General features: G+C 30.6%; 26 protein-coding genes and 1 pseudogene. 6 read left to right on the top strand and 21 right to left on the bottom strand.

The features are described from left to right. Positions 1-2 precede the first annotated feature (2 nt). Together ACFWM3_RS14995 and ACFWM3_RS15000 are read right to left on the bottom strand one after the other, a co-directional pair. Positions 3-458: a helix-turn-helix domain-containing protein gene (locus ACFWM3_RS14995; protein ID WP_056466326.1), complete on the bottom strand. Its 456-nt coding sequence runs from the start codon at positions 456-458 to the stop codon at positions 3-5. Between the two features lie 448 nt (positions 459-906). Beyond that, complete coding sequence (locus ACFWM3_RS15000) at positions 907-2,010, bottom strand: histidine kinase N-terminal domain-containing protein (protein ID WP_390311885.1); 1,104 nt, start codon at positions 2,008-2,010, stop codon at positions 907-909. Positions 2,011-2,322: 312 nt separating this feature from the next. On the opposite strand from ACFWM3_RS15000, the gene ACFWM3_RS15005 reads away from it, so the two are divergent. Beyond that, complete coding sequence (locus ACFWM3_RS15005) at positions 2,323-2,712, top strand: DUF1694 domain-containing protein (RefSeq protein WP_390311886.1); 390 nt, start codon at positions 2,323-2,325, stop codon at positions 2,710-2,712. 62 nt (positions 2,713-2,774) lie between these two features. On the opposite strand, the gene ACFWM3_RS15010 is transcribed toward ACFWM3_RS15005, so the two are convergent. Next, positions 2,775-4,124 (bottom strand): hemolysin family protein, encoded by a 1,350-nt coding sequence (locus ACFWM3_RS15010; RefSeq protein ID WP_056466336.1) that lies wholly within the window; start codon positions 4,122-4,124, stop codon positions 2,775-2,777. Positions 4,125-4,627: 503 nt separating this feature from the next. On the opposite strand from ACFWM3_RS15010, the gene ACFWM3_RS15015 reads away from it, so the two are divergent. Together ACFWM3_RS15015 and ACFWM3_RS15020 are read left to right on the top strand one after the other, a co-directional pair. Then, positions 4,628-5,095 (top strand): MerR family transcriptional regulator, encoded by a 468-nt coding sequence (locus ACFWM3_RS15015; RefSeq protein WP_056466339.1) that lies wholly within the window; start codon positions 4,628-4,630, stop codon positions 5,093-5,095. Positions 5,096-5,255: 160 nt separating this feature from the next. Then, positions 5,256-5,447, top strand: coding sequence for a hypothetical protein (locus tag ACFWM3_RS15020; protein WP_056466342.1), 192 nt, complete (start codon positions 5,256-5,258; stop codon positions 5,445-5,447). A 44-nt stretch (positions 5,448-5,491) separates the two neighbouring features. On the opposite strand, the gene ACFWM3_RS15025 is transcribed toward ACFWM3_RS15020, so the two are convergent. From ACFWM3_RS15025 to ACFWM3_RS15040, 4 genes are all read right to left on the bottom strand, one after another. Then, positions 5,492-6,049: a hypothetical protein gene (locus ACFWM3_RS15025; protein ID WP_056466345.1), complete on the bottom strand. Its 558-nt coding sequence runs from the start codon at positions 6,047-6,049 to the stop codon at positions 5,492-5,494. A 421-nt stretch (positions 6,050-6,470) separates the two neighbouring features. Then, positions 6,471-8,342: a hypothetical protein gene (locus ACFWM3_RS15030; protein WP_056466348.1), complete on the bottom strand. Its 1,872-nt coding sequence runs from the start codon at positions 8,340-8,342 to the stop codon at positions 6,471-6,473. Beyond that, positions 8,332-10,245, bottom strand: coding sequence for a hypothetical protein (locus tag ACFWM3_RS15035; protein WP_390311889.1), 1,914 nt, complete (start codon positions 10,243-10,245; stop codon positions 8,332-8,334). The genes ACFWM3_RS15030 and ACFWM3_RS15035 overlap by 11 nt, the downstream gene beginning before the upstream one ends. Before the next feature lie 179 nt (positions 10,246-10,424). After that, positions 10,425-10,910, bottom strand: a complete 486-nt coding sequence (locus ACFWM3_RS15040; protein ID WP_390311891.1) for a GNAT family N-acetyltransferase — start codon at positions 10,908-10,910, stop codon at positions 10,425-10,427. 158 nt (positions 10,911-11,068) lie between these two features. Between ACFWM3_RS15040 and ACFWM3_RS15045 the strand changes: the two genes are divergently transcribed. Further along, positions 11,069-11,554, top strand: coding sequence for an Hsp20/alpha crystallin family protein (locus ACFWM3_RS15045; protein ID WP_390311893.1), 486 nt, complete (start codon positions 11,069-11,071; stop codon positions 11,552-11,554). 136 nt (positions 11,555-11,690) lie between these two features. Here ACFWM3_RS15045 and ACFWM3_RS15050 read toward each other — a convergent pair whose 3' ends face one another. Further along, entirely contained in the window at positions 11,691-12,275 is a 585-nt protein-coding gene (locus ACFWM3_RS15050) for an SCO family protein (RefSeq protein ID WP_390311895.1), read from the bottom strand. 171 nt (positions 12,276-12,446) lie between these two features. Between ACFWM3_RS15050 and ACFWM3_RS15055 the strand changes: the two genes are divergently transcribed. After that, on the top strand, positions 12,447-13,397 hold the full coding sequence (locus ACFWM3_RS15055; RefSeq protein WP_390311897.1) for an MBL fold metallo-hydrolase: 951 nt from the start codon (positions 12,447-12,449) through the stop codon (positions 13,395-13,397). A gap of 31 nt (positions 13,398-13,428) precedes the next feature. Here the strand turns inward: ACFWM3_RS15055 and ACFWM3_RS15060 are convergent, their stop codons facing one another. The 4 genes from ACFWM3_RS15060 to iadA all read right to left on the bottom strand — a co-directional run bounded on the left by ACFWM3_RS15060 (position 13,429) and on the right by iadA (position 17,780). Then, positions 13,429-14,271 (bottom strand): DegV family protein, encoded by an 843-nt coding sequence (locus tag ACFWM3_RS15060; protein ID WP_390311899.1) that lies wholly within the window; start codon positions 14,269-14,271, stop codon positions 13,429-13,431. Between the two features lie 250 nt (positions 14,272-14,521). Next, on the bottom strand, positions 14,522-14,707 hold the full coding sequence (locus tag ACFWM3_RS15065) for a twin-arginine translocase TatA/TatE family subunit (RefSeq protein ID WP_056467043.1): 186 nt from the start codon (positions 14,705-14,707) through the stop codon (positions 14,522-14,524). 176 nt (positions 14,708-14,883) lie between these two features. Beyond that, on the bottom strand, positions 14,884-15,933 hold the full coding sequence (locus ACFWM3_RS15070; RefSeq protein WP_390311901.1) for a BMP family lipoprotein: 1,050 nt from the start codon (positions 15,931-15,933) through the stop codon (positions 14,884-14,886). A 674-nt stretch (positions 15,934-16,607) separates the two neighbouring features. Beyond that, positions 16,608-17,780, bottom strand: coding sequence for a beta-aspartyl-peptidase (iadA, locus tag ACFWM3_RS15075; protein ID WP_390311902.1), 1,173 nt, complete (start codon positions 17,778-17,780; stop codon positions 16,608-16,610). Between the two features lie 201 nt (positions 17,781-17,981). Between iadA and trhA the strand changes: the two genes are divergently transcribed. Beyond that, positions 17,982-18,608, top strand: coding sequence for a PAQR family membrane homeostasis protein TrhA (trhA, locus tag ACFWM3_RS15080; protein ID WP_390311903.1), 627 nt, complete (start codon positions 17,982-17,984; stop codon positions 18,606-18,608). Between the two features lie 38 nt (positions 18,609-18,646). On the opposite strand, the gene ACFWM3_RS15085 is transcribed toward trhA, so the two are convergent. The 9 genes and pseudogenes from ACFWM3_RS15085 to ACFWM3_RS15125 all read right to left on the bottom strand — a co-directional run bounded on the left by ACFWM3_RS15085 (position 18,647) and on the right by ACFWM3_RS15125 (position 24,868). Continuing rightward, the gene (locus ACFWM3_RS15085) at positions 18,647-19,351 is read right to left on the bottom strand and encodes a lysophospholipid acyltransferase family protein (RefSeq protein WP_390311904.1); all 705 of its coding nucleotides are present in this window, start codon (positions 19,349-19,351) and stop codon (positions 18,647-18,649) included. A gap of 147 nt (positions 19,352-19,498) precedes the next feature. Continuing rightward, positions 19,499-20,155 (bottom strand): FMN-dependent NADH-azoreductase, encoded by a 657-nt coding sequence (locus ACFWM3_RS15090; protein ID WP_056466385.1) that lies wholly within the window; start codon positions 20,153-20,155, stop codon positions 19,499-19,501. 110 nt (positions 20,156-20,265) lie between these two features. Further along, a complete protein-coding gene (locus tag ACFWM3_RS15095) occupies positions 20,266-20,748 on the bottom strand; it encodes a dihydrofolate reductase (RefSeq protein WP_390311905.1) in 483 nt (160 codons plus the stop codon). Beyond that, a complete protein-coding gene (thyA, locus tag ACFWM3_RS15100; RefSeq protein ID WP_390311906.1) occupies positions 20,745-21,044 on the bottom strand; it encodes a thymidylate synthase in 300 nt (99 codons plus the stop codon). Before thyA (ACFWM3_RS15100) ends, ACFWM3_RS15095 begins: the two co-directional genes overlap by 4 nt. A 275-nt stretch (positions 21,045-21,319) precedes the next feature. Beyond that, positions 21,320-21,817: pseudogene (gene thyA, locus ACFWM3_RS15105) on the bottom strand (thymidylate synthase); the annotation flags it as partial. A 30-nt stretch (positions 21,818-21,847) separates the two neighbouring features. Then, positions 21,848-22,636: a class I SAM-dependent methyltransferase gene (locus ACFWM3_RS15110; RefSeq protein ID WP_390311907.1), complete on the bottom strand. Its 789-nt coding sequence runs from the start codon at positions 22,634-22,636 to the stop codon at positions 21,848-21,850. A 204-nt stretch (positions 22,637-22,840) separates the two neighbouring features. Further along, positions 22,841-23,269 (bottom strand): BrxA/BrxB family bacilliredoxin, encoded by a 429-nt coding sequence (locus ACFWM3_RS15115; RefSeq protein ID WP_056466401.1) that lies wholly within the window; start codon positions 23,267-23,269, stop codon positions 22,841-22,843. Next, on the bottom strand, positions 23,269-24,423 hold the full coding sequence (locus ACFWM3_RS15120; protein WP_390311909.1) for a conserved virulence factor C family protein: 1,155 nt from the start codon (positions 24,421-24,423) through the stop codon (positions 23,269-23,271). Before ACFWM3_RS15120 ends, ACFWM3_RS15115 begins: the two co-directional genes overlap by 1 nt. A 55-nt stretch (positions 24,424-24,478) precedes the next feature. Beyond that, positions 24,479-24,868: a single-stranded DNA-binding protein gene (locus tag ACFWM3_RS15125; RefSeq protein ID WP_390311910.1), complete on the bottom strand. Its 390-nt coding sequence runs from the start codon at positions 24,866-24,868 to the stop codon at positions 24,479-24,481. Positions 24,869-24,945 lie beyond the last annotated feature (77 nt).

Consider the following 24,945-nt stretch of genomic DNA (forward strand, 5'->3'; position numbering starts at 1 on the left):
CTTTATTGACTGTTTGCTAATTCGGAAAGGCGATTCATTACATCTTCTTGATCAAACGAACTATACCATCGATAGTCTGAATCATCTAAAATACGATAATGTTGACTAATTACATTTTGTTGAACACGATAGACGCCTTTTTTCTCAACTTCATGCCAAAACAGTTTCCCTCCAAGTGTTTTAAATTTTGGAGTATACATTTCATCGTGTGCCAGTGTTTCAATAACTTCAAACGGTTCATCACCAAAAAAATTCTTTAAAATCATACTATCCTTGAACAAAGCACAGACAGCAACTGTATTTGTCCATCCTAATGATGTTCGTTCTTTTTCAATTTGAACGAGAGTTTTTTTGGAAATTCCAAGAACAGTTGCCATTTTTTCTTGCGAATACCCTTTTTCTAGACGAATCAATCTTACATTTTTTGAGATGAGTTCGATTAGTTTATCTTTATTCATATTAATCACTTCCAATGAAAAGTTTTAAAGCGATGATGTGTTTTAGTTCAAAAATTTACTCCCACTCACCTTTAGTGTAATATTACACTTTGTGGAACTTTTTGTAAATAAATGAGTTGATTTATTTTTTAAAAATTTTTCAGAATACAATCTTAAACATCATGAGTAGTGGTTTAAGAAAAGGATCTTCTTTTTTCTAAGATCCTTTAAAGATAATGATCTAGCGTTTCTTTATTATTTAATGTTCGAATTACACTTTCCTTTTTCAACATAACCCTAATCAGATTCTACAATAGGTTAAGTTAATTATACATTTCAAATCGACTTCTGTAATTTGGGGGAATTTTACCTTTTTCCATAGGATTTCAAATTATCCTCGTAAACAACCTAGCAATATACAACTCCATTATACAAAATAAAAAAACTCGGACTTATTATCCGAGTTTTTTTATGCCTCTTTTGGCAACGTTATGTAAAATGCTGTCCATTCGTCATCAGAAAAACATTTAATTTTCCCATCATGTTTTTCAATGATTTGTTTACATACAAATAAGCCAATTCCAGTACCATGATTTTTTGTCGTAACAAAAGGTTCAAAAATTGTCCGTATGCTTTCTTCACTAATTTTAGGTCCATTATTTCTTATTTGAATTTCAATCTTATCCTCTAAATCTGAAACTTGATAATGAATCGTTTTTTGCCCATCGTTTTCAGCCAATGCATCGATTGAATTCATTAATATATTAAGTAAAACTTGACGAAGTTCATTTCTGAAACCTGGTATGTATATTTTTTGAGATATTCCTTCTTGTAAAATGACATTCGAATTTACAATACTCGGATATAAGAATTCTGTGATTTCTTTAAATAAATCATTAATTAAAAAGGATTCCACGATCTGATCATGATCTTTTTTCGAGACATGAAGAAATTGATCAATTCTAAAATTTAATTGATGCAATTCATGATCTATGATGTCTAAATATTTTAATTGTGGATGATCTCCTTTAAGTAATTTTACAAATCCAATAATTGAAGTAAGTGGATTTCTAAATTCATGAACGAAACTAGCAGACATTTGTCCTAGGATTGTAAGTCTCTCTTTGTGAGTCTCGTCAATGAACTGTTTTTTCTCTTCTATATCTTGTGTAATGAGATATGAATAATGTTTTACTGTAAAATAAATAAACTGGTCAAAAACGTAGTTAATTTTATTAATGAGTGGCTGAAGTAGACTAATACTTTCTTCAAATTCAGACAAATGTTTAAATAGTTCACTTCTAGCTATATTTGAGTTATACACAAAATCTCCGATGTTAGCACTTGCTCTAGCTCGTTCAAGGGCGATTTTATGCGCCAAATCTTTGACTTGATCCTCACTTATTTTACCCTTAATAAATAATAACGTAATGTCAATCAATTTAGTTCCATTAATGATAATCTCGGATTTAAATGGATCATTATCGCTAATTACCGCTTTAGCGACCCAATTCTTTACTAATGTAGGCATACTTTCCTGTATGAAAGCGCTATACCTACTCTCTATTGACATATCAATAAGGAACACCTCCAATAAAAATCTATTAATTAAATAGTAACAAATTTTTAAATATTCGTTAAGTAAAAAAATAAAAATTTGTCGAATTTATTACGACAAAGTAATATTTTTTACAATATTCTGATTAAAATGTAAATTAAATTGATGAATATTTCATTCATTTCTTTCAGCAACTGAACCTTTACAATTGTCACTTAGTCCTAGTTATTATAAAACTAAAAGTACGCAAAAATGTCAATAATATGGTGTGTAGAATAGAATAAAGTTAGATACAATTAAATTAATAAACTGAAAGTAGGTATTTCAATGGCTGGAAATAAAGTTGAAGATTATTTAATCAAAGGTATCTATGGTGAAAAGCAAATAAAAATTGAAGAACGAAATATTTTTTTAGGCACAATTCGTGAAAGAATTGAAATTGCGTTAACGACAAGTCAAGTGATGGCAAATTCAATCTATCCAATCGTTGAAAAATCAATCAGTATGAAAAATGTTACTTTGTTATTAAATGGTACTCTAGCCTATAATACAATTTCGAAATATATTTTACTGGCAAAGAAAAAAAATATTCCCTTTTCATTAGTCAATAATTTACCCGTCCCTACTCCGATCGGACTTGTCGTGACGCATAATGACGCAGTTGATAAGAATGAAATTTTTGTTAAAGATGAACTTTATAAATCAACTAATTTTTAATTAATTCGGTATGTGAAATTTCAAAAAATATGGATAAAAGCGCAGCTCAATTGTTTTACAATTTAAGTTGCGCTTTCTTCTTCTAGTTCAGGTTTTTTGATTGGTTCCCGTGTTAATTCAATCGATTTTATATAATGTCCGTCTAACTTAAGAACTTTAAATGTGCAGTTATGATATTTAATTGAATCTCCTTCTTGCACATCAAAATTTTCAGTTAAAATCCATCCACCAATTGTATCAACATCAGTATCATCAATATCTAAGCTAAAAACATCATTAATTTCACTAATTAAAACTTTTCCTGCAATGACGAATTTATTTTCGTTTACTTTACTTATATCCTCTTTCTCATCAACATCAAACTCATCACGAATTTCCCCAACAATTTCTTCTAAAATATCTTCAACTGTTACTAAGCCAGATGTACCTCCGTATTCATCAACTAATATTGACATATGTATATGTTCTCTTTGCATTTTAACAAGCAAATCATGAACAGATATTGATTCAATAACTTGAATAATCGGTCTAATATATTGTTCAAGTGTTTTTACCTCTGCATCCCCTTTATGAAGAACAAAATCAGTAAAAACATCTTTAAAATTTATTAACCCAACAACATGGTCCTTATCTCCATCTACAACAGGAAAACGAGTATATTTTTCTGTGCTCATAAAGTGAATATTCTCATGAAAAGGTTCACGCAAATCAATTGCAACCATTTCCGTTCTAGGAACCATTATTTCTTTTGCTACTCGCATATTGAAATCAAATATATTGTTCACATACTTAAATTCAGATTGATTAATTTCACCACTTTTATAGCTCTCAGAAAGGAGGATTCTTAACTCCTCTTCTGAATGTGCAACTTCATGTTCTGAAGCAGGAGGAAGTCCAAATATTTTTAAGACCATCCTTGCTGAATTATTAAACAACCAAATGAACGGATAAGTAATTTTGTAAAAAAGAATCAATACTGGTGAAAACTTTAAGGTAATTTGTTCAGCCTTTTGAATAGCGATTGTTTTAGGTGCTAATTCACCAACTACGACATGAATAAATGTAATTATTCCAAAAGAAAGTAAAAAAGAGATTGTGCCACTTACTGCAGTAGGTAAATTCAAATCGTCAAGCAACGGATGCAATAATTCATCTACAGCTGGTTCACCTAACCACCCTAAACCTAAACTCGTAACTGTAATACCAAGTTGACAAGCTGAAAGATATTCATCGAGATGTGTTATTACTCGTTTTACAGCTCTTGCTTTTTTATTTCCCTCTCCAATTAATTGATCAATTCTAGAACTTCTAATTTTTACGATTGCAAATTCTGAAGCAACAAAAAAGGCAGTAAATGCAATTAATACAACAACTAATAATAACTTAGTACCAATTCCAAACAATTGAGTCATCCCTCCAATTGGAAGTGAAGGCCATCTTCATAATTAATATTTTTAAATTAGGCTTATCTTAGTATATTCAGTTAAATAATTTGTTATCAAATTTTTTTTATTTAGGCATTCTTAAAACAAGATAAAAAAGGATGTTAGAAAAGGCTTCCTCATTTTCTGTTTGAACACTCCTCAATATGCCTCCTCTCTTAATTACCATTCTTTACCTTATTTCTATTTTCCTTCTCCGTTAGTGTCTTGCATTATATGCTATATATCAACTTTATATTCTAAAATTTGTAGAATATTCCACTAATAACAACGTAATAAACCGAATTTCGATAAAAATCAATTCAAAAGTAATTAAGTTTACATATTCAGCTATTTTGATTGTTTAGAACCTATTTATTCGATGGATTTTAAGAACTTTTGCCGAGTCAACACTAGTTTTGTCAACCTCAAAGGAATGTGCAGTTTAATAAAGAATTTTTAATTATATAAATTATTTGGAGGAGGAATAGCGTATGTATACAACTTCTCAAGTGGCAGAACAACTGCAATTAACAAATAAAAAAGTATTATTATTTTTAAAAAAAGGAAATTTAAAAGTAGAGAAAACTCATAATGGATATTTGTTTACAGAAGAACAAATCGAACAGATTAAAGAAATTTATGAAGCTTCTGCACAAACGATCGAAACAAAACAAAATGACACTGATCACAACATTGACATTATAAAAGAATTAACCCAAAAATTAATAAAACTTGAAGAAAAAGTTGAAACGAAAGCAAATGAAGTCGTTTCAGTTCAAATTTTGGAACATCGATGTGAAATTGAAGATTTAAAGAAAGTAGTTGTTAAACTTGAAAATCAAGTAGAACAATTAAATGAACAAGTGACATTATTAAAAGCGGATTTAGAGGATCAGAAAAAGATCATTACATTTAAACCCAAAAAACGATTTGCCATTTTATCAATATTTGGAGTTTAAAAAATCTAAATTCAAGTTTAAAGGTTATGAACCCTGAGTAAAGTCAATCAGTGAAATAAGCGTTTGGAGTTAAAAACGTAGAAGAATTTTCTTCTACGTTTTTTTACATACTAAAATGAATGTTGGTCAAAAATAAAATTGTATGAAGGGAGGAATTTCCATGCAAAAAAATGCGCGTCAATATACTCAGGATGCAACTACTGAACTTAAACACGCAATTGAATGTCTTCAATCTGCATTAGAAACCGTTGAAAAACCACAAAACCACGAAAGAATCGAGCAAGCGCTTCAAGCTTGTCAAACAGCTTATAATCAAACGAACCAGGCAGCAGGCATTCTTGAACAAGAATAGTATGCAAATTAAAAAACTCAGGTTTATCCCTGAGTTTTTCTCATTTATTTATCATAATACATTAAAATTTCTTTAAATTCATTTGAATATTTCAATAGTTTAATAGCGTGCTTTATATCCAATAAAAAAGGTACAGCAATTATATCATCACTTATTTCAAAATATTCATCAATCGGTAAAATTTTAAAACCTGCACTTCTAGCAAACATATATAGTCTTTTATTTATTGTACCAATATACCAATCAGCGTTAGTTTGATTGGCATGATCATAGCATGCTAGTAAAATTTGTTTAAAAAATCCTTTACCTCTATTTTCTCTTGTAATTAATAATTTACCAATTTCATAGATTTCTTCATTTTGAATATATTTAATGTATTTGTTTTCGGAAAAATCATAGTAATATTTATTTTTATCCTCATTTTCAATATTATATTTACTAAACTCGAGGGTACCAATTAACTTTTTATCCGAATTACAAATTCCATAACGAGTAACTTCATTACTTCTTACTAAGAAAGGTATTTCGTTTTCTTCACAAAAATCTCCCCAAAGCTCGTTAAATAAATTATTCTCTTCTTTTGTATGAATAACACGAAACACTCTCACTCACCCCTAAAATTCCTATATAAATATTCTTATCTTACGTCTATTAAACAACGTTTATACCAAATTTTAATATTGTCCCTTTAATTCTATTTAGTTATTTTGTTAAAAAAATATTTAATTGGCCTGTTTATATATGGCTCTATTGTATGGTAAAATTTAGCTTTTGGCAACGCTTACATAACTAATTATGTATAATTTGTGAAATCAAAATTATCTCATAATTAGTTTTGTAGTATAGATTAATAATAAAATGTAAATTTTTAACAGAAATATTATTTCGTATTTTATAATATAAACAATGTATGAAAATGTCAAAGAACATCTTCGAATTAAAGAAATATGCCCTATGCCGTCGAATGGTAAAGGGCACATAAAGATTGGTTGGTTGACTTTCTAAATACAGTATAAATTTGGGTTATTTAAGTTCTTCAAGTGTTCTGTTTATTATATCTACTAGCTCTCTTTCACCAATTAGTTCATAAAAATCCTCGCCCTTTTTCCTAGGATAAAACTGAATATAAGTACCACAGCCCGCTTCAAGAACTTTACGATGAACATTACTACCTGGATATAAACAAATTACTTCATTGATCGGTTTTCGCACATATGTCATTTTTCCATTAACACGTTCAACATACTTTAGTCCCCAGTATTTATACATTTGTTCCATTGCCTTTGTATTCCCTACTGGTTGATAAATATTAAACATTGGACTATATTTAATTTCAAAAATGATCGAAGCAACGTATTCTTTATTTTTTTTTCGATAAAAATCTAGTCTTATATCCGGTTTTTTAGATTCTTCACCACTAAAAAAATTTGTTCCTTTTAACAGTGATACTTGCGGACTTCCTTCAATAATTTCGTTATAAACTAAATTAATGATCCAACTTTTATTTTCAAGCGACACAAATGCGCCATCCATTAACTCATCGTCTTTTATATGCATTAAAATCTGTTCAGCTAATGGTTCAGAATCATTTTTAAATTTTAGCTTTAAGAAAATATCGCATAATGAGAAAAAGACAAAGTATTCATATAGTAAAAAAGTTGGCTTATAGACAGGTAAAAGCATTTGTTTTTTTCCGTATTCCTTTACCTTTTTATCAAACAAGCTTAAAGAATGAATAAAATTTAAAAATACTTTCGATGGACTAGTTGGATATTTTGAAGTATCAGTATCCGTCGCTATTCGAAAGATTCCGATTGTATATTCTCTAAAATAGACTTCATAAAGTTTTTCCAAGGAATTCGTAATGCGCTCTTTTTCTGAAACACTTTTAGATAATTTTTCTAATTCTAGCTCTTTTAACATTTTTGACTGTCTATATTTAGCTTTTTCTCGATCAGTAATTGAGCCATTCCCAACTACATTCTGCATCATTTTTTCTATATCCTTCACTTGAAAATCGATTTGATCCATTTTATTTTTGTCTTTAACTAATTCATATTTTACAAAGGTTAATAAAGTTTCAATTGTTAGTATAAATTTACGAACTTTATTTTTAGCATATTTTATTTCATCTATATAATTTTCTTCTTGAACGACCGGTTGCATTGTTAAATTTGTTGCATTTGAAATGGCTGGATGCAATAAGGTCCATCTAATTGTATTAAAATCTAATTTTTTCACCTGCCTTTTTAATTCATATTCCTTTTTTTGTTTCCGCTTTAATTTACTAATAAATTGCTGAATTGCAACTAGCAGTCTCTCTTCATTTGACTCGATAAATCGAATAATTGGCCAAAAATACATTGTTCCATTTTGAGTAAATGAAGCGGAAGATTTTTTAAAGTATTGTGAGTCATTCATTATTCCATTTATTTGTTGATGTAATGTTGAATGCATCCACTCTAATTGATCATAATCTAAATTTTTTGGTACTATTTTTATCATTCCATAAAAGTGTTGGTCTTGATAAATAATACAAAATTCATAATATCCGCATCTCCAAGGATATGCATTCTCGGTTTTACCATGTTCATATATTAATATTTTTCTTTTTTCAGATGTAAAAATAAACTGCTGATCATCCAGGTTTTCTTGTTGAAAATGATAAAGATTATTCCAAACGAACGTAATTTTACCGTCAAACTCACCATCGACTTGAAATAAAAATCTTTTTAATTCTTGTATTTCATAGGCAAATAAGTAAGCCTCTTTTGGGTTCATTGTCAGTGCATCAAGAGATATTTTTTCCTCTTTCCCCCTAGTTCCAACAAGAATTGCAATCGTAAATGGTAGATAAAGAGGCTCAAAAATTTCTGGACTATTATTAGTTGACATATCCATCAATCTCCAGTTGCTTTCTTTTCTTTTTCAATTCTTTAATCGAATACTCAAAATCAGAAATTGATCTACCTAAATTAGATTTCATGACCATATTTAGTAGCCCTTCCTGCTCGTTCCCTTCCCCAGTACCAATAAGTTCTTCTAAATTAGCAAATAATCCCCTAACTTTAGTTAATACGCGTTGCTTAACAAAAAGATCAACCGCTTCTTTGCGTTCGAATTGAATATGGGAAGGAAGAGTAGGTATGTTAGCTAAATAATTTGATAAATCTTTAATCATACGCGGAGAGATTATTCGCTCACTTAGTGAATGTTCTACTATTTTATTAAACTCATCAAAAAACTTTAATTCATCACTTGTAAGCTCAGATGCACTTAATGTTTTCTTCGTCCAATTACTGAAGTTTTCTGCATTAATATAAATTTGTGGCACAGTTTCATAAATATTTTCGTTATTCATCTTTTCTGCATAATTTACGAATGACGTTGACCTAAGTGAGATGATATTTACACGATCTAATAATCTTAAAGAAAACTCACTTGATGTTTCATCAAAGTTAACTGTTCCAACAAAAATAATATTATTACCGATTCTTACTTTAGGCTTATAATATTGATTAATGACTACGTTATGATCATGGAATAAAGTTATGACTCTCTTATCCTGAGGCATTTCTAAAATTGATAAAAATTTACTAAACCAATGTTCAATTTGAGAAAGATTCATTTCATCAAATATCACCATATACATCCTGTGTGGAAATTGTTCAGCCTCTATCAGTAATTTTGTTAATCCAGTCTCAGAATCTATATAAATCCCAGTAGTCGGATTTAAATAACCTAATAAATCATAATGTTCTCGATAAGACGGGGAAATTGGAACAAATAATAACTCCTTTCCAAATTCAAGTCCTAAGGTTTCACCATATATACGTGCTAATTGTGATTTCCCAGTACCACTTACACCACCTAAAATTGTTAGAGCCTGAAATTTACAACATATATGAAAATTAATAATATCTTTTTTTTCGTATAACAAGCCTTGCTGCAAACAATTTTGGTAAAATCGTTCAATAAAAGCATTTTCAGTATCATTACTCCATTCAACTGGAAATGCTTGTTTCTCGGTAAATTCTTGCGTATAAATAAGTTCTTTACATTCTTTTTTAAAGTTTTTACTCAACTCTTCCCATTGTTTTTCGGGAATAAAATAAATTAAATGATTTAAATGAATAAATGACTTTTTTAGTTCATCTTCTTCATAATCTTGAAATGTAACTTCATTTTGTTTTTCTAAGTAACTAATATCATTCATCATCGATTTTAAAAATAAATTGCCATATAGTCTATTTTCATAAAAGACAAATTCTGGTTGATCAAAATCATTAAAGTATTTTGGCAGATGAATTGGCAAAGAACCTTTTATTAGTCGGTTTTCGACCTCTTCACGCTTTCCCTCTCCCCTAAGTTCAATGACAGGCAGTAGATGATAGGAGGTGTCCCGTTTCCCATCAAAAAACTCTACTAGATCTGCTGTAACTACTTCATTTGCATATTCAAGACGAAACATGACTAATTTAGAATCAAAAATCTTTTTTAATCCTTCAATTATCTCATCTTTTTTCTTACTTTTAATTAGTGGTCTTATTTTACTTTCATTATTTTTATTTGCAGTTGTCCCTACAAACAAAACATCTTGAGTTGAAAAACTCGTTTTTAACTTTGATGGAATTGGAGATAAGCACTCTACATAAAAACGAATATGATCTTCGTCTTCATAATAAAGTAAGCTCTGCTTCTCTTGGTCCACTACTCTTTCTGTAACAATTTTTCCAAGGAATAAAAAGTTGTGAATTTTTTTTGCTAATTTCTGGGTCAATGCGCGTTTTAATTTCAAAGTCATTTCCCCCACTTTCCGACATTTCTCCTACATTTTACGTTCATACTATAGAAATTATGAATAATACGGCCTTTTTACAAATAAAAACACCCAGGTAAACCTGAGTGTTTCAGTGTGTGTACAAAATCTAAAATTTTACGATTAAAATGTATCCCATTCAGATTACAGGATTTGTACTATAGCATTAATTGATAATATGCGATATCTAGCCATTTATTAAATTTCTGGCCTACTTTATAAAAATGACCTACCTTTTTATATCCTAATTTCTCATGTAATCTTTCACTCACTTCATTCCCACTAGTAATACAAGAAATAATTGTAAAGTGGCCTAATTTTTTAGCAGTTTCAATCATTTCAACCATTAATGCCTTCGCTAGCCCTTTACGACGATGATCAGGATGAATATAGACAGATAGTTCAACCGTATGTTTATATGCATCTTTTTCCTTAAATTGAGTAAGTGAACAATACCCAGTTACTTGCCCATTATCTTTAGAAACAATTACCGGGTAAAGATCTGTATGGTTGGAAAACCATTTTTGCATTTCTTCTTCCGTTTTTATTTTCATATCAAATGTTGCTGTAGTATTTAGAATTGCATCATTATAAATTGTTACAATTTCTTGTACATCTTCTTTTGTTGCAAAAAGTATTTCCATTCTACTTCCTCTTCTCGCGTTTTATCTTTCCATTCATTGTACATTACAAAAATTGAATTTCAACATGCCTATTCATAAAAAATCCTTACATCAAAACATGCACAGTGTTTAGGCTCCTTACATATACTGCGTTAGTCGGAATGATAGGAGGTATGAAAATGAGTGAAAAAGAAAATAACAACACTCAAGATGAAAAGCAAAGTCATTCATCTATTGATCTTCAACATTATTTAAAAAAGGTGGATGATCTAATCGATCAGTCGCCAATTCGAGGTCTTTTTGATGAGATTGATAAATTCTTTCATAAACATGGAGTTTTTTCCTCAATCGGTGTAGAAATCATTGAAAACGGTGAGGAATTAATCATTCAGGCAAGTATGCCAGGTGTAAGTAAAGAACAAATTTATATGGACCTTGAAGGAACAATCTTAACAATTGGCTTAAAATCTGATACAACTACTGAAGTACAAAATGATCAATCAAATTACTCCTATAAAAAATATTCTTATAGCCAATCCCAAAGAGTTGTAAAATTACCTTTCCCAATTAATGCAACAACTGCAACAGCAACATACGAAAACGGTATGCTTGTCATAAAAGGTACAAAATTACCTGAATACCAAAAACAAATCTTTTTAGACTAAAACACGATTTTGCATATTACCGACTACTTAAACGAATCCAATTAACTAAATTCAAATTAAACAAAAAAACTGAGTATCTTTTAGAAACTCAGTTTTTTATTAAATAGATAGATGATTTTTTTACTGAAACGCAGTTTTATTTCCCTGTTAATATTTCCATATCAGATAAAATCTCATCAAATGGCACATTACTTACACCACTATAATCTTTAACGATTTTTCCGTTTTGATCAATTAAATAAAATTTAGTACCATGGATAACTTGTGAATTGTTTTCAGGTTTTTTAACAATCGTTTTAAAATTTTCAGATGCAAATTTTTCAATGTGTTTTTGAGAATATCCCGTTAAGAAATTCCAATTACTAAAATCAGCATTAAATTTATTTGCGAATGTAGTTAATAATTGTGGCGTATCAACTTCAGGATCAATACTAAATGAGATGAAGTCTACATTTAACTTCTTTTCTGCAGCCTTTTGTTGAAGTTTTGCCATATTTGCTGTCATTGGCGGACAAACTGTTTCACAACTTGTAAATATAAAATCTGTTAGCCAGACTTTTCCTTTTAAATCTTTTGTCCCAAAAGACTTACCGTCCTGGTTAGTGTATGTAAATTTTTCTAAATCCCAATTTAAAGGATTTTCAATTTTATTTCCACAGCCACTTAATAAAGCCAGGCATAAAATCATTATAAATGTCACAAATACCGTATTTCTCTTCATACTTATCCCCCTACGCTAGCATTGTACTTGTCCATTGTATCAAAAACAGATCGTTTCTTTCTAATAATTTAAACTAATTGACATATATATTTAAAATTTTTCAAATGATATTTTTACAAAGTAAAGTTAAACTAAACATATTGATAAAGAATCTTGAAAGGATGACTGATAATGGCAAATAAAAAATATGAAAATTTAGACACGAGTTATCGTAAAACTTTTAAAGATATTATCAAATGCGGAATAGAAAGAAGTAGGGCAAAAAAGGATTATAGTAGTGTAATTCAACAATGTAGTCATAAAAAAATCTCCTATTTAAAGGAAAATCGTAATGAAACAACAATTACTTGGATTGGACACTCTACTTTTTTAATACAAATAAATGGAGTCAATATTTTAACTGATCCTGTTTATGCTAATCAAATGGCTTTAAAAAAACGATTATCAAAACCAGGCATACTTATATCAGAATTACCTCCAATTGACATAATTTGTATTTCTCATGGTCACTATGATCATCTAGATTTTAATACATTGCGACACTTCCCTAAAAAAACACGATTTATTTTACCGATCGGCTTAAAACAAAAATTTGTTAGTAAAGGCTATAAAAATGTCCATGAAATGAATTGGTGGGAGTCAAAAGACCTTTTAGGGATCAATATTTCATTCGTACCTTCTCAACATTGGACGAAGAGAACATTATTTGACAGAAATAAATCACATTGGGGTGGATTTGTTTTCAAAACGTCTAAAGAATGTATCTATCACGTTGGTGATAGTGCTTATTTTTCAGGCTTCAAAGAAATCGGTAAAAGATTTCAAATTGATACAGCAATTATTCCAATCGGAGCATATGAACCTGAATGGTTTATGAAACACAACCATATGTCACCAGAAGAAGCTGTTCAAGCGTTTTTAGATCTAAACGCGAAGTTATTTATCCCAATGCATTACGGAACATTTAAACTTGCAGACGATACTCCTTTTGAGGCTCTAGAGCGATTATGTTCTGAATGGAAAAGGAAAAAAATAAAACCTGAAAAGCTTCAAATTTCTTTACTAGGTGAAACATTTCATCACTCTACCGTTAGAAATAAAAAAGAAGAAGCCATTTATTAAGCTTCTTCTTTTTCCAATGTTAAATATAAATCTATTCAGCATAAAAAATGAACCCTATAGCACCTTTTCCTGTATGCGTACTAATTACTGGGGTTGTATAAACGGTTTCATCTAATTCAAGATTCGTTAGTTGTTGAATTGAATTTCTAAGAGTCTCTGCAAGCTCAGTAGCATCTGCGTGAGCAATTCCTATACCTTTTATGGTTTTTCCAAGTGTGTCTTGTTCAAAATATTTAGTTAAAGTTTTTACTACTTGCTGATGGCTACGTACTTTACCGACTGGAGAATAAACCCCACCTTCAAGTGATGCAAGCGGTTTAATATTTAGTAATGACCCAATGAAGGCTTTACCCTTTCCAATTCTTCCACCTTTAACTAAATTTTCAAGTGTATCTACCATAATATATAAATACGTACTATTTTTAATTTCCGTTAGACGATTAACAATGTCTTCAACAGTGGATCCGTCCTCAGCCATTTTTGCTGCCTCGATGACTTGAAAAGCCATTGCTCTTGTAATAAAAGCTGAATCGATTACTGTTACATCACCTTCAACCATCCCAGCAGCTGCACATGCAGTTGAATAAGTACCACTTAAACCGCTAGATAAGTGAATTGAAATGACTTTGCTTCCATCGGCTGTCAATTTTTCAAATGTTTCTACAAATTTTCCTACAGCTGGTTGAGATGTCTTTGGCAATTCAACTGATTGTTGCATTTCTTCAATAAATTGCTTTGGAGATATATTAACTCCATCTAAATATGTTCCACCATTTATTTGAATTGTTAAAGGAATGACTGTTATATTTAAATTTTCAATTTCTTCTTTTAATAAGTCGGCCGTTGAGTCAGTTACAATTTTAATGTTTGCCAATCAATTCACATCTTTCTTCTCTAAAATTCTACAAATTTTGCAAAGCAAATTTATTATATCATTTTTACTATAAGTTGACAGTAAATATTAAAGTTCCATTAAAATTTCAATATTTCTTTAAAAATCATATTGACAAGTGAGGAAGTTTTTATTTAGAAGAAGGTCATGATGAGGTTATAGATAAAAAAGAAGTAGATGTAGAATTTTCCAAAATAAAAAACTCGGTACTTTTACCGAGTCTTTTACTGATTTATTTGCCGTTCTTTTCGTCTTTTTCTTCTAAAAGATCATTTGTTAAACCTTGTGTAGAACGCTTAAATTCTCTAAGTGTATCTCCAAATGCTCTTCCGATTTCAGGTAATTTTTTTGGTCCAAATATAATTAATGCTAAAATTAAAATTAAAATTAAACCTGGAAAGCCTATGTTAGCCATTATTTTCCCCCAACTTCCATCCACTATTAATAAGTAAGTACCAAACTTTCCTTATATAGTAATATTGTCAAAAATTTGTTCATTCGTCAAATAATTTCAAGGAATTTTAATAAAATTTAATAACTTATTTGTTTTTAGTTTACATAATAATATTATTGTTTCTTTTTGTTGTTTTTAATTTAAATTAATTTATCTCTAAACTGTAAATACTCTTCTTTATTACTAGGTACCACTAAAGAACCACTTTGAATCTTATCCTTATATTCATTGACCTTTACTAATATTGACTCCTCAACATTATTATCCGCCAGAATTAATTTTATACCATCTTCATTTAAACCATAAATTAATGTTTTACCGCCATGAAATTCATTTGATTTTGTTTGTTTAGCTAAATCATATACTGCTTGATCAATTTTTTTCACAAGTGAGATAAGCGTTACGTTTTCAGGTAAACCGTGTCTATACTCATTACGGTCAGCTCCTATTACCCATACTTCTCTTTGATTTGATCTTCTAACCTTTTTTGCAGTTGTAAATACGCCTTTACTTGTTAAACCCGCTACAGGAAAAATAATATCTACGTCTTTCATAAAAAAGTCGTTTGCTATTCTTGAACCTATTTTAGGGTCATTAAACGTATTTGAATACGCAGTTAGAACTTCAATTTCTTTATTTACTGATTTTACTCCAGAAATAAACCCATACTTATATCTGTTAATAATTTCATTGTCGTCCCCACCGATAAATCCAATTTTTTGGGTTTTTGTTTTCATTGCTGCTATTACACCTGCTAAAAAACTTCCGTCTTGTTCAGTAAAATTAATACTAATTACATTTGGTTGGTCAACCCTTGAATCAATCACACCAAATTTAGTACTCTTATTGTTTTCTGCAACCTTATTTAATACAGAAGATAAATTATTACCTATTCCAATTATCAAATCATAATTTGAATCAGCCATTTTAGTAATTTTCTTTTCAAAACTTTTTGTACTACTTGTTGTAATGTATTTATAATTCTGATCTTTTTTTAAATTTTCCTCTTTTGCAAATTTAGTAATACCTTTCATTGCACTTGAGTTTAAATAACTGTTATTCTTTCCATTTGAATTTGAGACGATTCCTATTTTAAACGTATTACTAGAATCTTGATTATTGCTGCTGCAAGCCGAAATAACGACTGCAATTATCGAAATTAAGATTAATGCAGTCTTTTTTATATACAAATCATTCACCTCATTCGAATACAATTATTTCTAGTATGAATTTTCGATTATTGTTTTATTCGTTGAAACGAAGAGGGATTAAGAAATTAAAGGTTTGAGGACGAAAAAAATTTTAAAAGCAGGTAGTAATTAGTACTTCCTGCTTTCACGCTGTTGAAATAGAGTGAGGTTGATTTCCATTACAGGATGCTCGCTTTCCATGGGGCGAGACCTGAGCCTCCTCGTCACGTTCGTTCCTGTGGGGTCTCAGCCTTCCCGCATATCCCATAGGAGTCGAGCACCCCTCCATTCCAATCAACTTATTCATCAAAGAAAAGTCTACAATAAAAATCTAATTTAATATCCTTTACTTAGAGTAAAATAACAGTGTATTAATCAGTTTGTAGGTCAATTAAAATCGAAAATCAACTTTAAGAACTAATCATTTAACTCTTGTTTTTCAAAAAATTAGTTCTTAATACTATTCTGAGAAAAAACAATTGCAGAGTTTGTTGGTATAATAAAAATGCTCAAACATAATACAATTTAAAATCATTAACAGAACATCAAAAAATAATAATTTTATCATCAATAATATTTAAATGTACCATTTCCCTATTGAGCATTTTATATTTCAACACACTAAAAGCAGGTACACTTGGTACTACCTGCTTTTCTACCTCTAAAACTTTTTCTTATTCAAATGTTCCTTTTACTAAAACTTCTTTATCTTGCATCATAATTTTTCCTTTTGAAATAACTGCTTCAATTTCTAGTGAGGATTTATTAAGGAAGACTAAATCTGCATCGAATCCATTTTTGATTTGGCCTTTTTGTAGTTTTAATATATTGGCTGGGTTTTTAGTGATTACGCTAATTGCATCTTCAATCTTGATGCCTTCAATTAAAATTGCGTCTTTTACTTCGTTAAATAAACTGCTTACTCTTCCAACCTTCATGCCTCGGAGTATTCCGTTTTCATCAAAATCGGGTAGACTACCTTGTCCATCAGATGTAAACGTGATTTGATCAATGCTAACACCTGAATTGAGCATTCTTTTCAACCCTACACTACATTTCACTTCACCATTATTCAAAAAGTGTGGGATTGAGCTAGTTGTAAAGTCAACAAACCCTCCTTTTTTAGCAAAGTTAATTCCTGCTTCAAATAAATAGCTATTGCGGTTAATATGTGTTGGGTAAAATTGTGTAATTGGTAATTCGGTTTCTTCGACAATCTCCTCGATCATTGACAGCATTTTTTTACTATCTCCTATATGAACATTCACAACGCCGGACTTTCCTGAAAGTAAGCCCCCATTTCGAGCTTGTGCAGCTATTCTTGCAAATTCTTCCTTTGTCGGTTGAGATGATCGATGGTCCGAAATGGCTATTTCACCTACACCGATAATCTTATCAATTAGAATGATGTCTTCTTCAATTTTAGAAAATAACGTTTTGACAGGTGTTTGGTATGAGCCCGTATAGACAAATGAAGTTATTCCCTCTTCTTCCAATGCTCTACATTTTGCTAGTAGGCTAGTCATAGTTCTTGTTGTTCCATCTGTTCCTATGACTCCTACTACGGTGGTAATTCCTCCTTTAATACAATCAGACAACAATAATTCTGGAGTTCTTGTTTTAAAGCCACCTTCCCCTCCACCACCAATAAGATGAACATGTGCATCAATGAAGCCAGGCACAATATAGTAGGCAGATGCATCAAATATTTGTATAGGTACCGAAGTTGAAGTTGAGGTAATGTCTATTTCTTCATGAATATGCTCAATTTTTTCATTCGATATTAAAATATCGTTTTTACCTATCGACTTTGGTGTAAATATTTCACCATTTTTTATGAGTAACATATATACCTCCGATTAGATAATTTTGTTTAATTTCAGCTTACCATATCTGTCTCTGTTATGAATCGTTCCTTTTTAGTAACTGTTAAAATGATCTATCAAAATATACATACAGCTATAAAATATTGAAAACATTAAATCTCTAGATTTGTTCATAATACTCTCATAGTTAAAAATGATTCAATTAAAATAGGAGGCATTTTTATGAGTAGAGCAATGAAAGAAGAATTAGCAAATGCTATTACTCATGGGATTGGTGCAATACTGAGTATCCCAGCACTATATTATTTAATTAATAAGGCTATTAATAAAGGGACACCTTGGCATTTAATTTCCTTTACAGTCTTTGGTTTGTCTATGTTGCTACTTTATATTTGCTCAACATTACTTCATAGCGTGAAAGACCCAAAATTAATTAGACTATTTACAATTTTAGATCACTCTGCAATTTATTTATTAATCGCTGGAACTTACACTCCATTTTTACTCGTAACATTAAGAGGCAAGATTGGCTGGTCATTATTTACCATTATTTGGGGTTTGGCAGTTTCGGGAGTAATCTTTAAATTTATCTATGTTAATCGATTTGAATTATTTTCAACCATTGTTTATTTAATTATGGGTTGGTTAATGATGTTCGCAATTAAACCTATTTATGTAGGACTATCTGGAATAGGATTTTTCTACTTATTATTAGGAGGGCTATTTTATTCGATTGGTACAATTTTTTTTCTAGTCAAACGCTGGCCATATAGTCATGCAATATGGCATTTATTTGTATTATTAGGTAGTGCATCTATGTATTTTTGTATATTTAAATTTGTAGTTTAAAAAAAGCGCTTCATTTCAAATGAGCGCTTTTAGTTTTATTATTCAATAATCTCTTTAATATAGTTCGTTAATTCTTTGGCATCAGTCATTCCAATTTGTTCAGGATATATTGGTGGAAATACTTTAAGTGTAACCATTGCTGGTTTAATTCGATTACCATTAGCTTCTAAAATATTATAGGTCCCCTCAATTTTTACAGGAATAACTGGAACCCCTGACTTCGTTGCTAAATGAAGGCTTCCTGATTTAAATTCCCCCATTTGACTACCCTTACTTCTAGTTCCTTCTGGAAAAACTACTAATGAATGGCCGTTTTTCAGTTTATCAACGCCTTCTTTTATAGCTTTAAGTGACTGTCTTCGATCACTTCTGTCCATAAATACACTATGCATTTGATCCATCCAGTCAGGTACAATCGGCAGTTTTTTTAGTTCGATTTTTGCAATGAATCCAATAGGTTTTTCTAAATATCCTAATAATAGTGGAATATCAAAATTACTTTGATGATTACTTACAAATAGGACACCTTGATCTCTAGGAATATTTTCGATTCCTTCAACCTTAACTTTACTACCAGTACAACCAATCATCATTTTCCCGAAATAATCTGGAAATTGGTGCATTAAACGGTCTTGCTCATGTACAGGTAATTCTTTTGGTATTTTTTTTACTGATGATAATTTTAGCTTTGCTTCAATTACACCAATGACAATGCGTGTTGCAGCAAATATTGTGCGAAACATATTAATCCTCCGATAATTGAGTATGTTAATTATTATACAAAATGCCCAACCACTTGAAAAGTATTATCCATCCTGATTATGTTATAAAACGAGAATCAAAAAAAAAGAATCGGCTTGTATTAGCCGATTCCTTAATATAGTGAATCTTTAGTTCGAAACTTTTGCACCACTGAATTCTGCAGCAAGAACTTTAGCTTTTTCAATTGCATTAGCTTTAATTTCTTGTGCTTTATCTGGCATTGCAGCCATACCTTCTACGAATAATGTAGTTACATCAGTAACACCTACAAAGTTTAAAATACTTGTTAAGTATGGGCTAGAGAAGTTAATTCCAGTTGCAGGACCTTCTGAATAAACGCCACCACTTGCTTGAATGTGTAAAGCTTTTTTATTCTCAAGTAAACCAACTGGACCATTTTCAGTATATTTAAATGTTTTGCCAGCAATTGAGATATTATCAATAAAGTTTTTTACTACTGATGGGAAACTAAAGTTCCAGAATGGTGTAACAAATACATACTCATCAGCTTGAGTGAAAATTTCTAAGTTACGATTCATAGCAGCTAAAGTAGCTTGTTGATCAGCACTTAATTCTTCAAAAGCAGTACCGTTTCCTAATTTGCCCCACGCATCAAATACATTTCCATCTAACATAGGAACATTTTCTTTAAATAAATCAAAATGAACAACTTCATTTTCAGGATTTGCTTTTTTGTATTCATTAATAAATGCTTCCCCTACAGATAGACCAAATGAATTTTCAATTGCATTTGGATTTGCAGTAATATAAAGTAATTTTTTCATCTTAAACATCTTCCTCTCAGTTTCGTTTATCTTTAATTCGAGATTTATTATTAAAAATTAAGGGATAAATAAATCCCTTAACCTCATAATAATATCTCTAATTCAAGATGTCAACACTTTTTTTCATAAACAAAATATTTAAATTTAATTTTTGATTTTTCATCGACTTGTACATCAGATACAGATTTAACATTCCATTCTTCCTTTGAAAAATTTGGAAAGAAAGTGTCACCTTCAAAGTTATGTTCAATTTCAGTAATATAAAGTGTGTCTAAATATGGGAAAGTTAAATTAAAAATTTCCGCTCCACCAATAATAAATAAATCTTTATTTTTATTTTCTTCAACATAACTTATAACATCATTAATGACTGTAACACCTTCTGCATGAAAATCCTTTTGTCTTGTCACAACGATATTTTCTCGGTTTGGAAGTGGTCTACCAATTGAATCAAAGGTTTTTCTTCCCATAATAATTGTATATCCAGTAGTTACTTTCTTAAAATAAGCAAGCTCCTGTGGAAGATGCCAAGGCATTTTATTATTTAAACCGATCACATTGTTTTCTGACATCGCAACTAATGCAGCAATCATACACTTACTACCCCTTTGATCGCAGGATGGCATTCATAATCTTCTAATGTAAAATCTTCATATTTAAATTCAAAAATGTTTTTAATTTCATTATTTAACTTCATTCTTGGTAATTTATGAGGCTCTCTTGAAAGTTGTAAATTAATTTGATCAAGATGATTTGTATAAATATGCGCATCTCCAAACGTATGCACAAAATCACCTAATTCTAAATCACATACTTGAGCAATCATCATTGTTAATAGTGCATAAGATGCGATATTAAATGGAACTCCTAGGAAAATATCAGCTGACAAAATCTTCAACCAAGTTCGTTACGCTTGGCCCGTTCTTTAAAAGAACTGCTGCATGTCACCATGCAGATGAGACTATATCACGACCTCATATAAGGTCCCTTGCATTTCGGGTGCCAATCACTTGCACCCTACTCCATATTTGGATAGTCGTTAGGCATTTATTATTCTTTATCGTCTCAAAAGAATAAATTTAGCACGGGATTGTCTTAATTTAAGAGTTTCCCCGTTTAGCAAGGTTTTCGATACAGATTACTCTGTAAAGGCGCTCAGAATTAACGCTGATAAAGCTGACAAGAAAGTTTTCCATCATTCACATAAAATTGGAAAAAACAATGACATGGTGCTAATGCCATCTTATCAAGTTCTCCAACATTCCACGCAGAAACAATCATTCTTCGAGAATCTGGATTTGTTTTTATTTGATTAATTACATCAGTAATTTGATCAATTGTTGAGCCGTCAGCGGCTTTCCATGATCTCCATTGTTCACCATATACAGGGCCCAAATTCCCATTTTCATCTGCCCACTCATTCCAAATACGAACACCATTTTCTTTTAAATATTGAATATTAGTGTCGCCTTTTAAAAACCATAATAATTCATGAATAATTGATTTTAAATGAACTTTCTTTGTTGTTACTAAAGGAAAGCCATCTTGAAGATTAAATCGCATTTGATAACCGAATGTACTAATTGTTCCTGTTCCAGTACGGTCTGTTTTTGTCATGCCATTGTCTAATACGTGTTTACATAAATCTAAGTATTGCTTCATATTAGCCTCCTAATTATGTATTGTTAATTCTTAATGATCTTCTGCATTAATTTCAATATAACCAAAATGAAATTCTGATGATTTGCGAATTAATTGATTAAATCCATATTTTTTAAATCTTTCACTTCTAAAATGATCTTTCAACACTACCCTTTTTTTGGCAACTCGCTTTGCTTCATTGATTACTTCATATGTTAGGTCATCATATGAAGCTAAATTTTTTAATGCTGCAATACCCGAAGAGGCTTCAATATTTTTTTCAAACATCGGATCAAAATAAACGATATCAAAAGATTGATCTGGAAGTGTCTTCAAATAAGTTTTATAATCTATATTTTTCACTTCAATTTTGTTGATGATATTCGACCAATCTATAATGTTCTGTTTATTTGTTTTTAGGCCATTCTTAGTAAGGTAAGCGATAATTTGGTTTTTCTCTAAGCCTAAAACTTTACCTTGGTCACCTACAACATAGCTTGCAACAATACTATCTGAAGCCATTCCAAGTGTACAATCTAGTATTGAATCACCTTTTGTTAGTAAACAAGCGTCACAAAAAGGATCATGTTCACCCTTCATCAATCGCCTAATTCTAAAAACTGAGGAATTCGGGTGAAAAAAATACGGAATTGCTTCGTCATCCTCATACCATTCTAATCTATTTTTACCTAATATAAGTATAGGTTTTTTAAATTGACCATAGATTTCTTCAATGCTAAATTCCTTTCGGAGAATTAGCTGTCCATTTAAGTCTGAAGCAATTTTCTCAGCTTCCTTTTCTAAATACACATCTGGTCTTAAACAAGTTGTAATAATCATATGTCTCCTTAATTAAGAAAAAAAGAGGAAAAATCCTCTTTTCAGCTGCCCGCCAAACGCTCGCTTTCTTCGTTGCTTTGCCTGCCTAAGGTGCTCATTACCATTTAAGGTAACTCCGCTCCTCGAAAGACAAGCGCTAGCAATCAGTTTGAAAGTCAAATTTTTGGATTTTGTTTATACACTGAAAAGAGGTAAATCCTCTTTTTACATTTGTGCAAATATCGATTGAATTCTTGCTTTAATGTCTTCAGGAGTTGAACCTTCGATTTGTTCACGAGGAATAAAGCCAACTACCTCTTTACCTTTAAATACTGCCATTGATGGTGAAGATGGTGGGAAGTCAGCTAAATATTCTCTTAACGTTGCAGTAGCTTCCTTATCTTGTCCAGCGAATACTGTCATAACATTAGCAGGTTTCTTTTCTGAATCAATAACAGCTTGGACTGCAGAAGGTCTAGCAAGTCCAGCAGCACAACCACAAACTGAATTGATTACAAAAAAAGCAGTATCATTTAATTCATTCATAAATGACTCGACTTCTTCCCCAGTAGTTAATTCTGTAAAACCATTTGAAGTTAATTCCTCTCTCATTGGTTTTACGATCCCTTTCATGTACTCATCATATGCATTCATTAGTTTGTTTCTCCTTTGTCATTTTCTATTTTATTACGCTCAGTCATTTGTTTCCAAACTGAACCTAGTGCTTCCTCACCATTCTCAATTCGATGTAAAGCAAGCTGAACTTGTAATTTCACTTCGAATTCTGGGTCTTCTAATGCGGCTTTTAACGCAGGTATTGCACTTTCATCACCTAGCTCAAAAAGAAACATTGCTGCACGCCATCTAACTAATTTACTAGGATCTTTTAATGCTTCAATCATAGCTGGCATTGCTTCTTCAAATCCTAAGTCTGATAGACAATCTCCAGCAATTCGTCTTACACCCACTGCCTTATCCTTTAAAGCCTCATATAAATAAGGTAACACTAATTCTGATTTTAACATACCTAAATAAGCTGTAGCTAATCTTCTTATTGAAACATGTTCATCTTTTAATGCAATCTCTAATAAAGGTAAATCTTCAAGTGTAGGATCGATTTTTACAAATCTCGCATACCTTTTTTTCCAATCTTTTTCTTCAAAAATATCTGCAGTAAATGGTTCAAATTTAGGAACTTCTTTTTTCTCAACATTAGTAGAATCATTCGTCATCACTTCGTTCACGATATTCTTTATATCGTTTTCAGTGTGAGTAGCCGTTAATTCATCAATAATTTCTTTCTCAATTGTTGATAATTCACCATAACGAATTCCATAATCAATCCATTGTCTTTCAAATACAACATTTGAGGCAGATGTTGTTAGTTTCATAATTGCTTCTTTATAGAATGGAGGTAAGGCTGCTCTTTGTTCTTCACCATTTACAATTAATTTCAACTGCATTGGTATATTATGATACATTTGAACAAATACTTGTACCTCTCCAAAATGATTATCAATTATCGTTTCATTAGTAGCTTCATCATTTACTTCTTCACCAAATACATTTCTGACTTGAAGCAAAATGGTTTGCCAATTTGCATTTGACTTACGATCAATGGCGATAAAATCAGCCACATGATAGACACTTTTGATTCCTTCAATTCCTAATATTTCTTGAATTATTAATGGTGCCTTGTCAATATTATCAATAGAATAATGATTTCTACTTCCTGATGGCAATTCCTCATCTAATAACACTTTCATTGTATTAGGACTCGGTGTTGGTTCGATTGACTTAATTTTCATCTTAATCTCCTCTTCTTGTTATTTAGTCCATTCTATCAAAAAGAGGAAAAACTCACTATTGTAACGCCTTAACAAATTCTTCAAATTCATTTGTACTTGATTCGACAGCGTTGTGAGTTAACTCTTCAGATCGACGAGTAAAAAGGTGAAATTTCTCAACTATTATTTCCGTCACATAAATAGGTTTTTCAGATTCCTTTATATAACTTGAAGTTTTTATAACTCCCTCAATAGAAACTTCCATCCCTTTTTTTGCTTTTTTAGTAGCATATTCAGCAATGGGACCCCATAATTTTACTGAAACATAATTCGTTCTCGTTTTTTTCAGATAATCTGAATAAACATTCGTAGCAATATTAATAAAAGTTGTTTTCCTACCATTCGGTGTAGTTTGTAAAATGGGCTCTTTCGTTAATCTTCCTACTAGTACAACATTGTTTATCATTATTACCATCTCCTTTATTTTTTTCTACAATACAAAATTATTGTAAGTTCGTAAAAAAAGGAAAATAGTATTTTCAA

The organism is Gottfriedia sp. NPDC058432 (genome assembly GCF_042721555.1).
In the GTDB taxonomy this organism is placed as follows: Bacteria; Bacillota; Bacilli; order Bacillales; family Bacillaceae_G; genus Gottfriedia.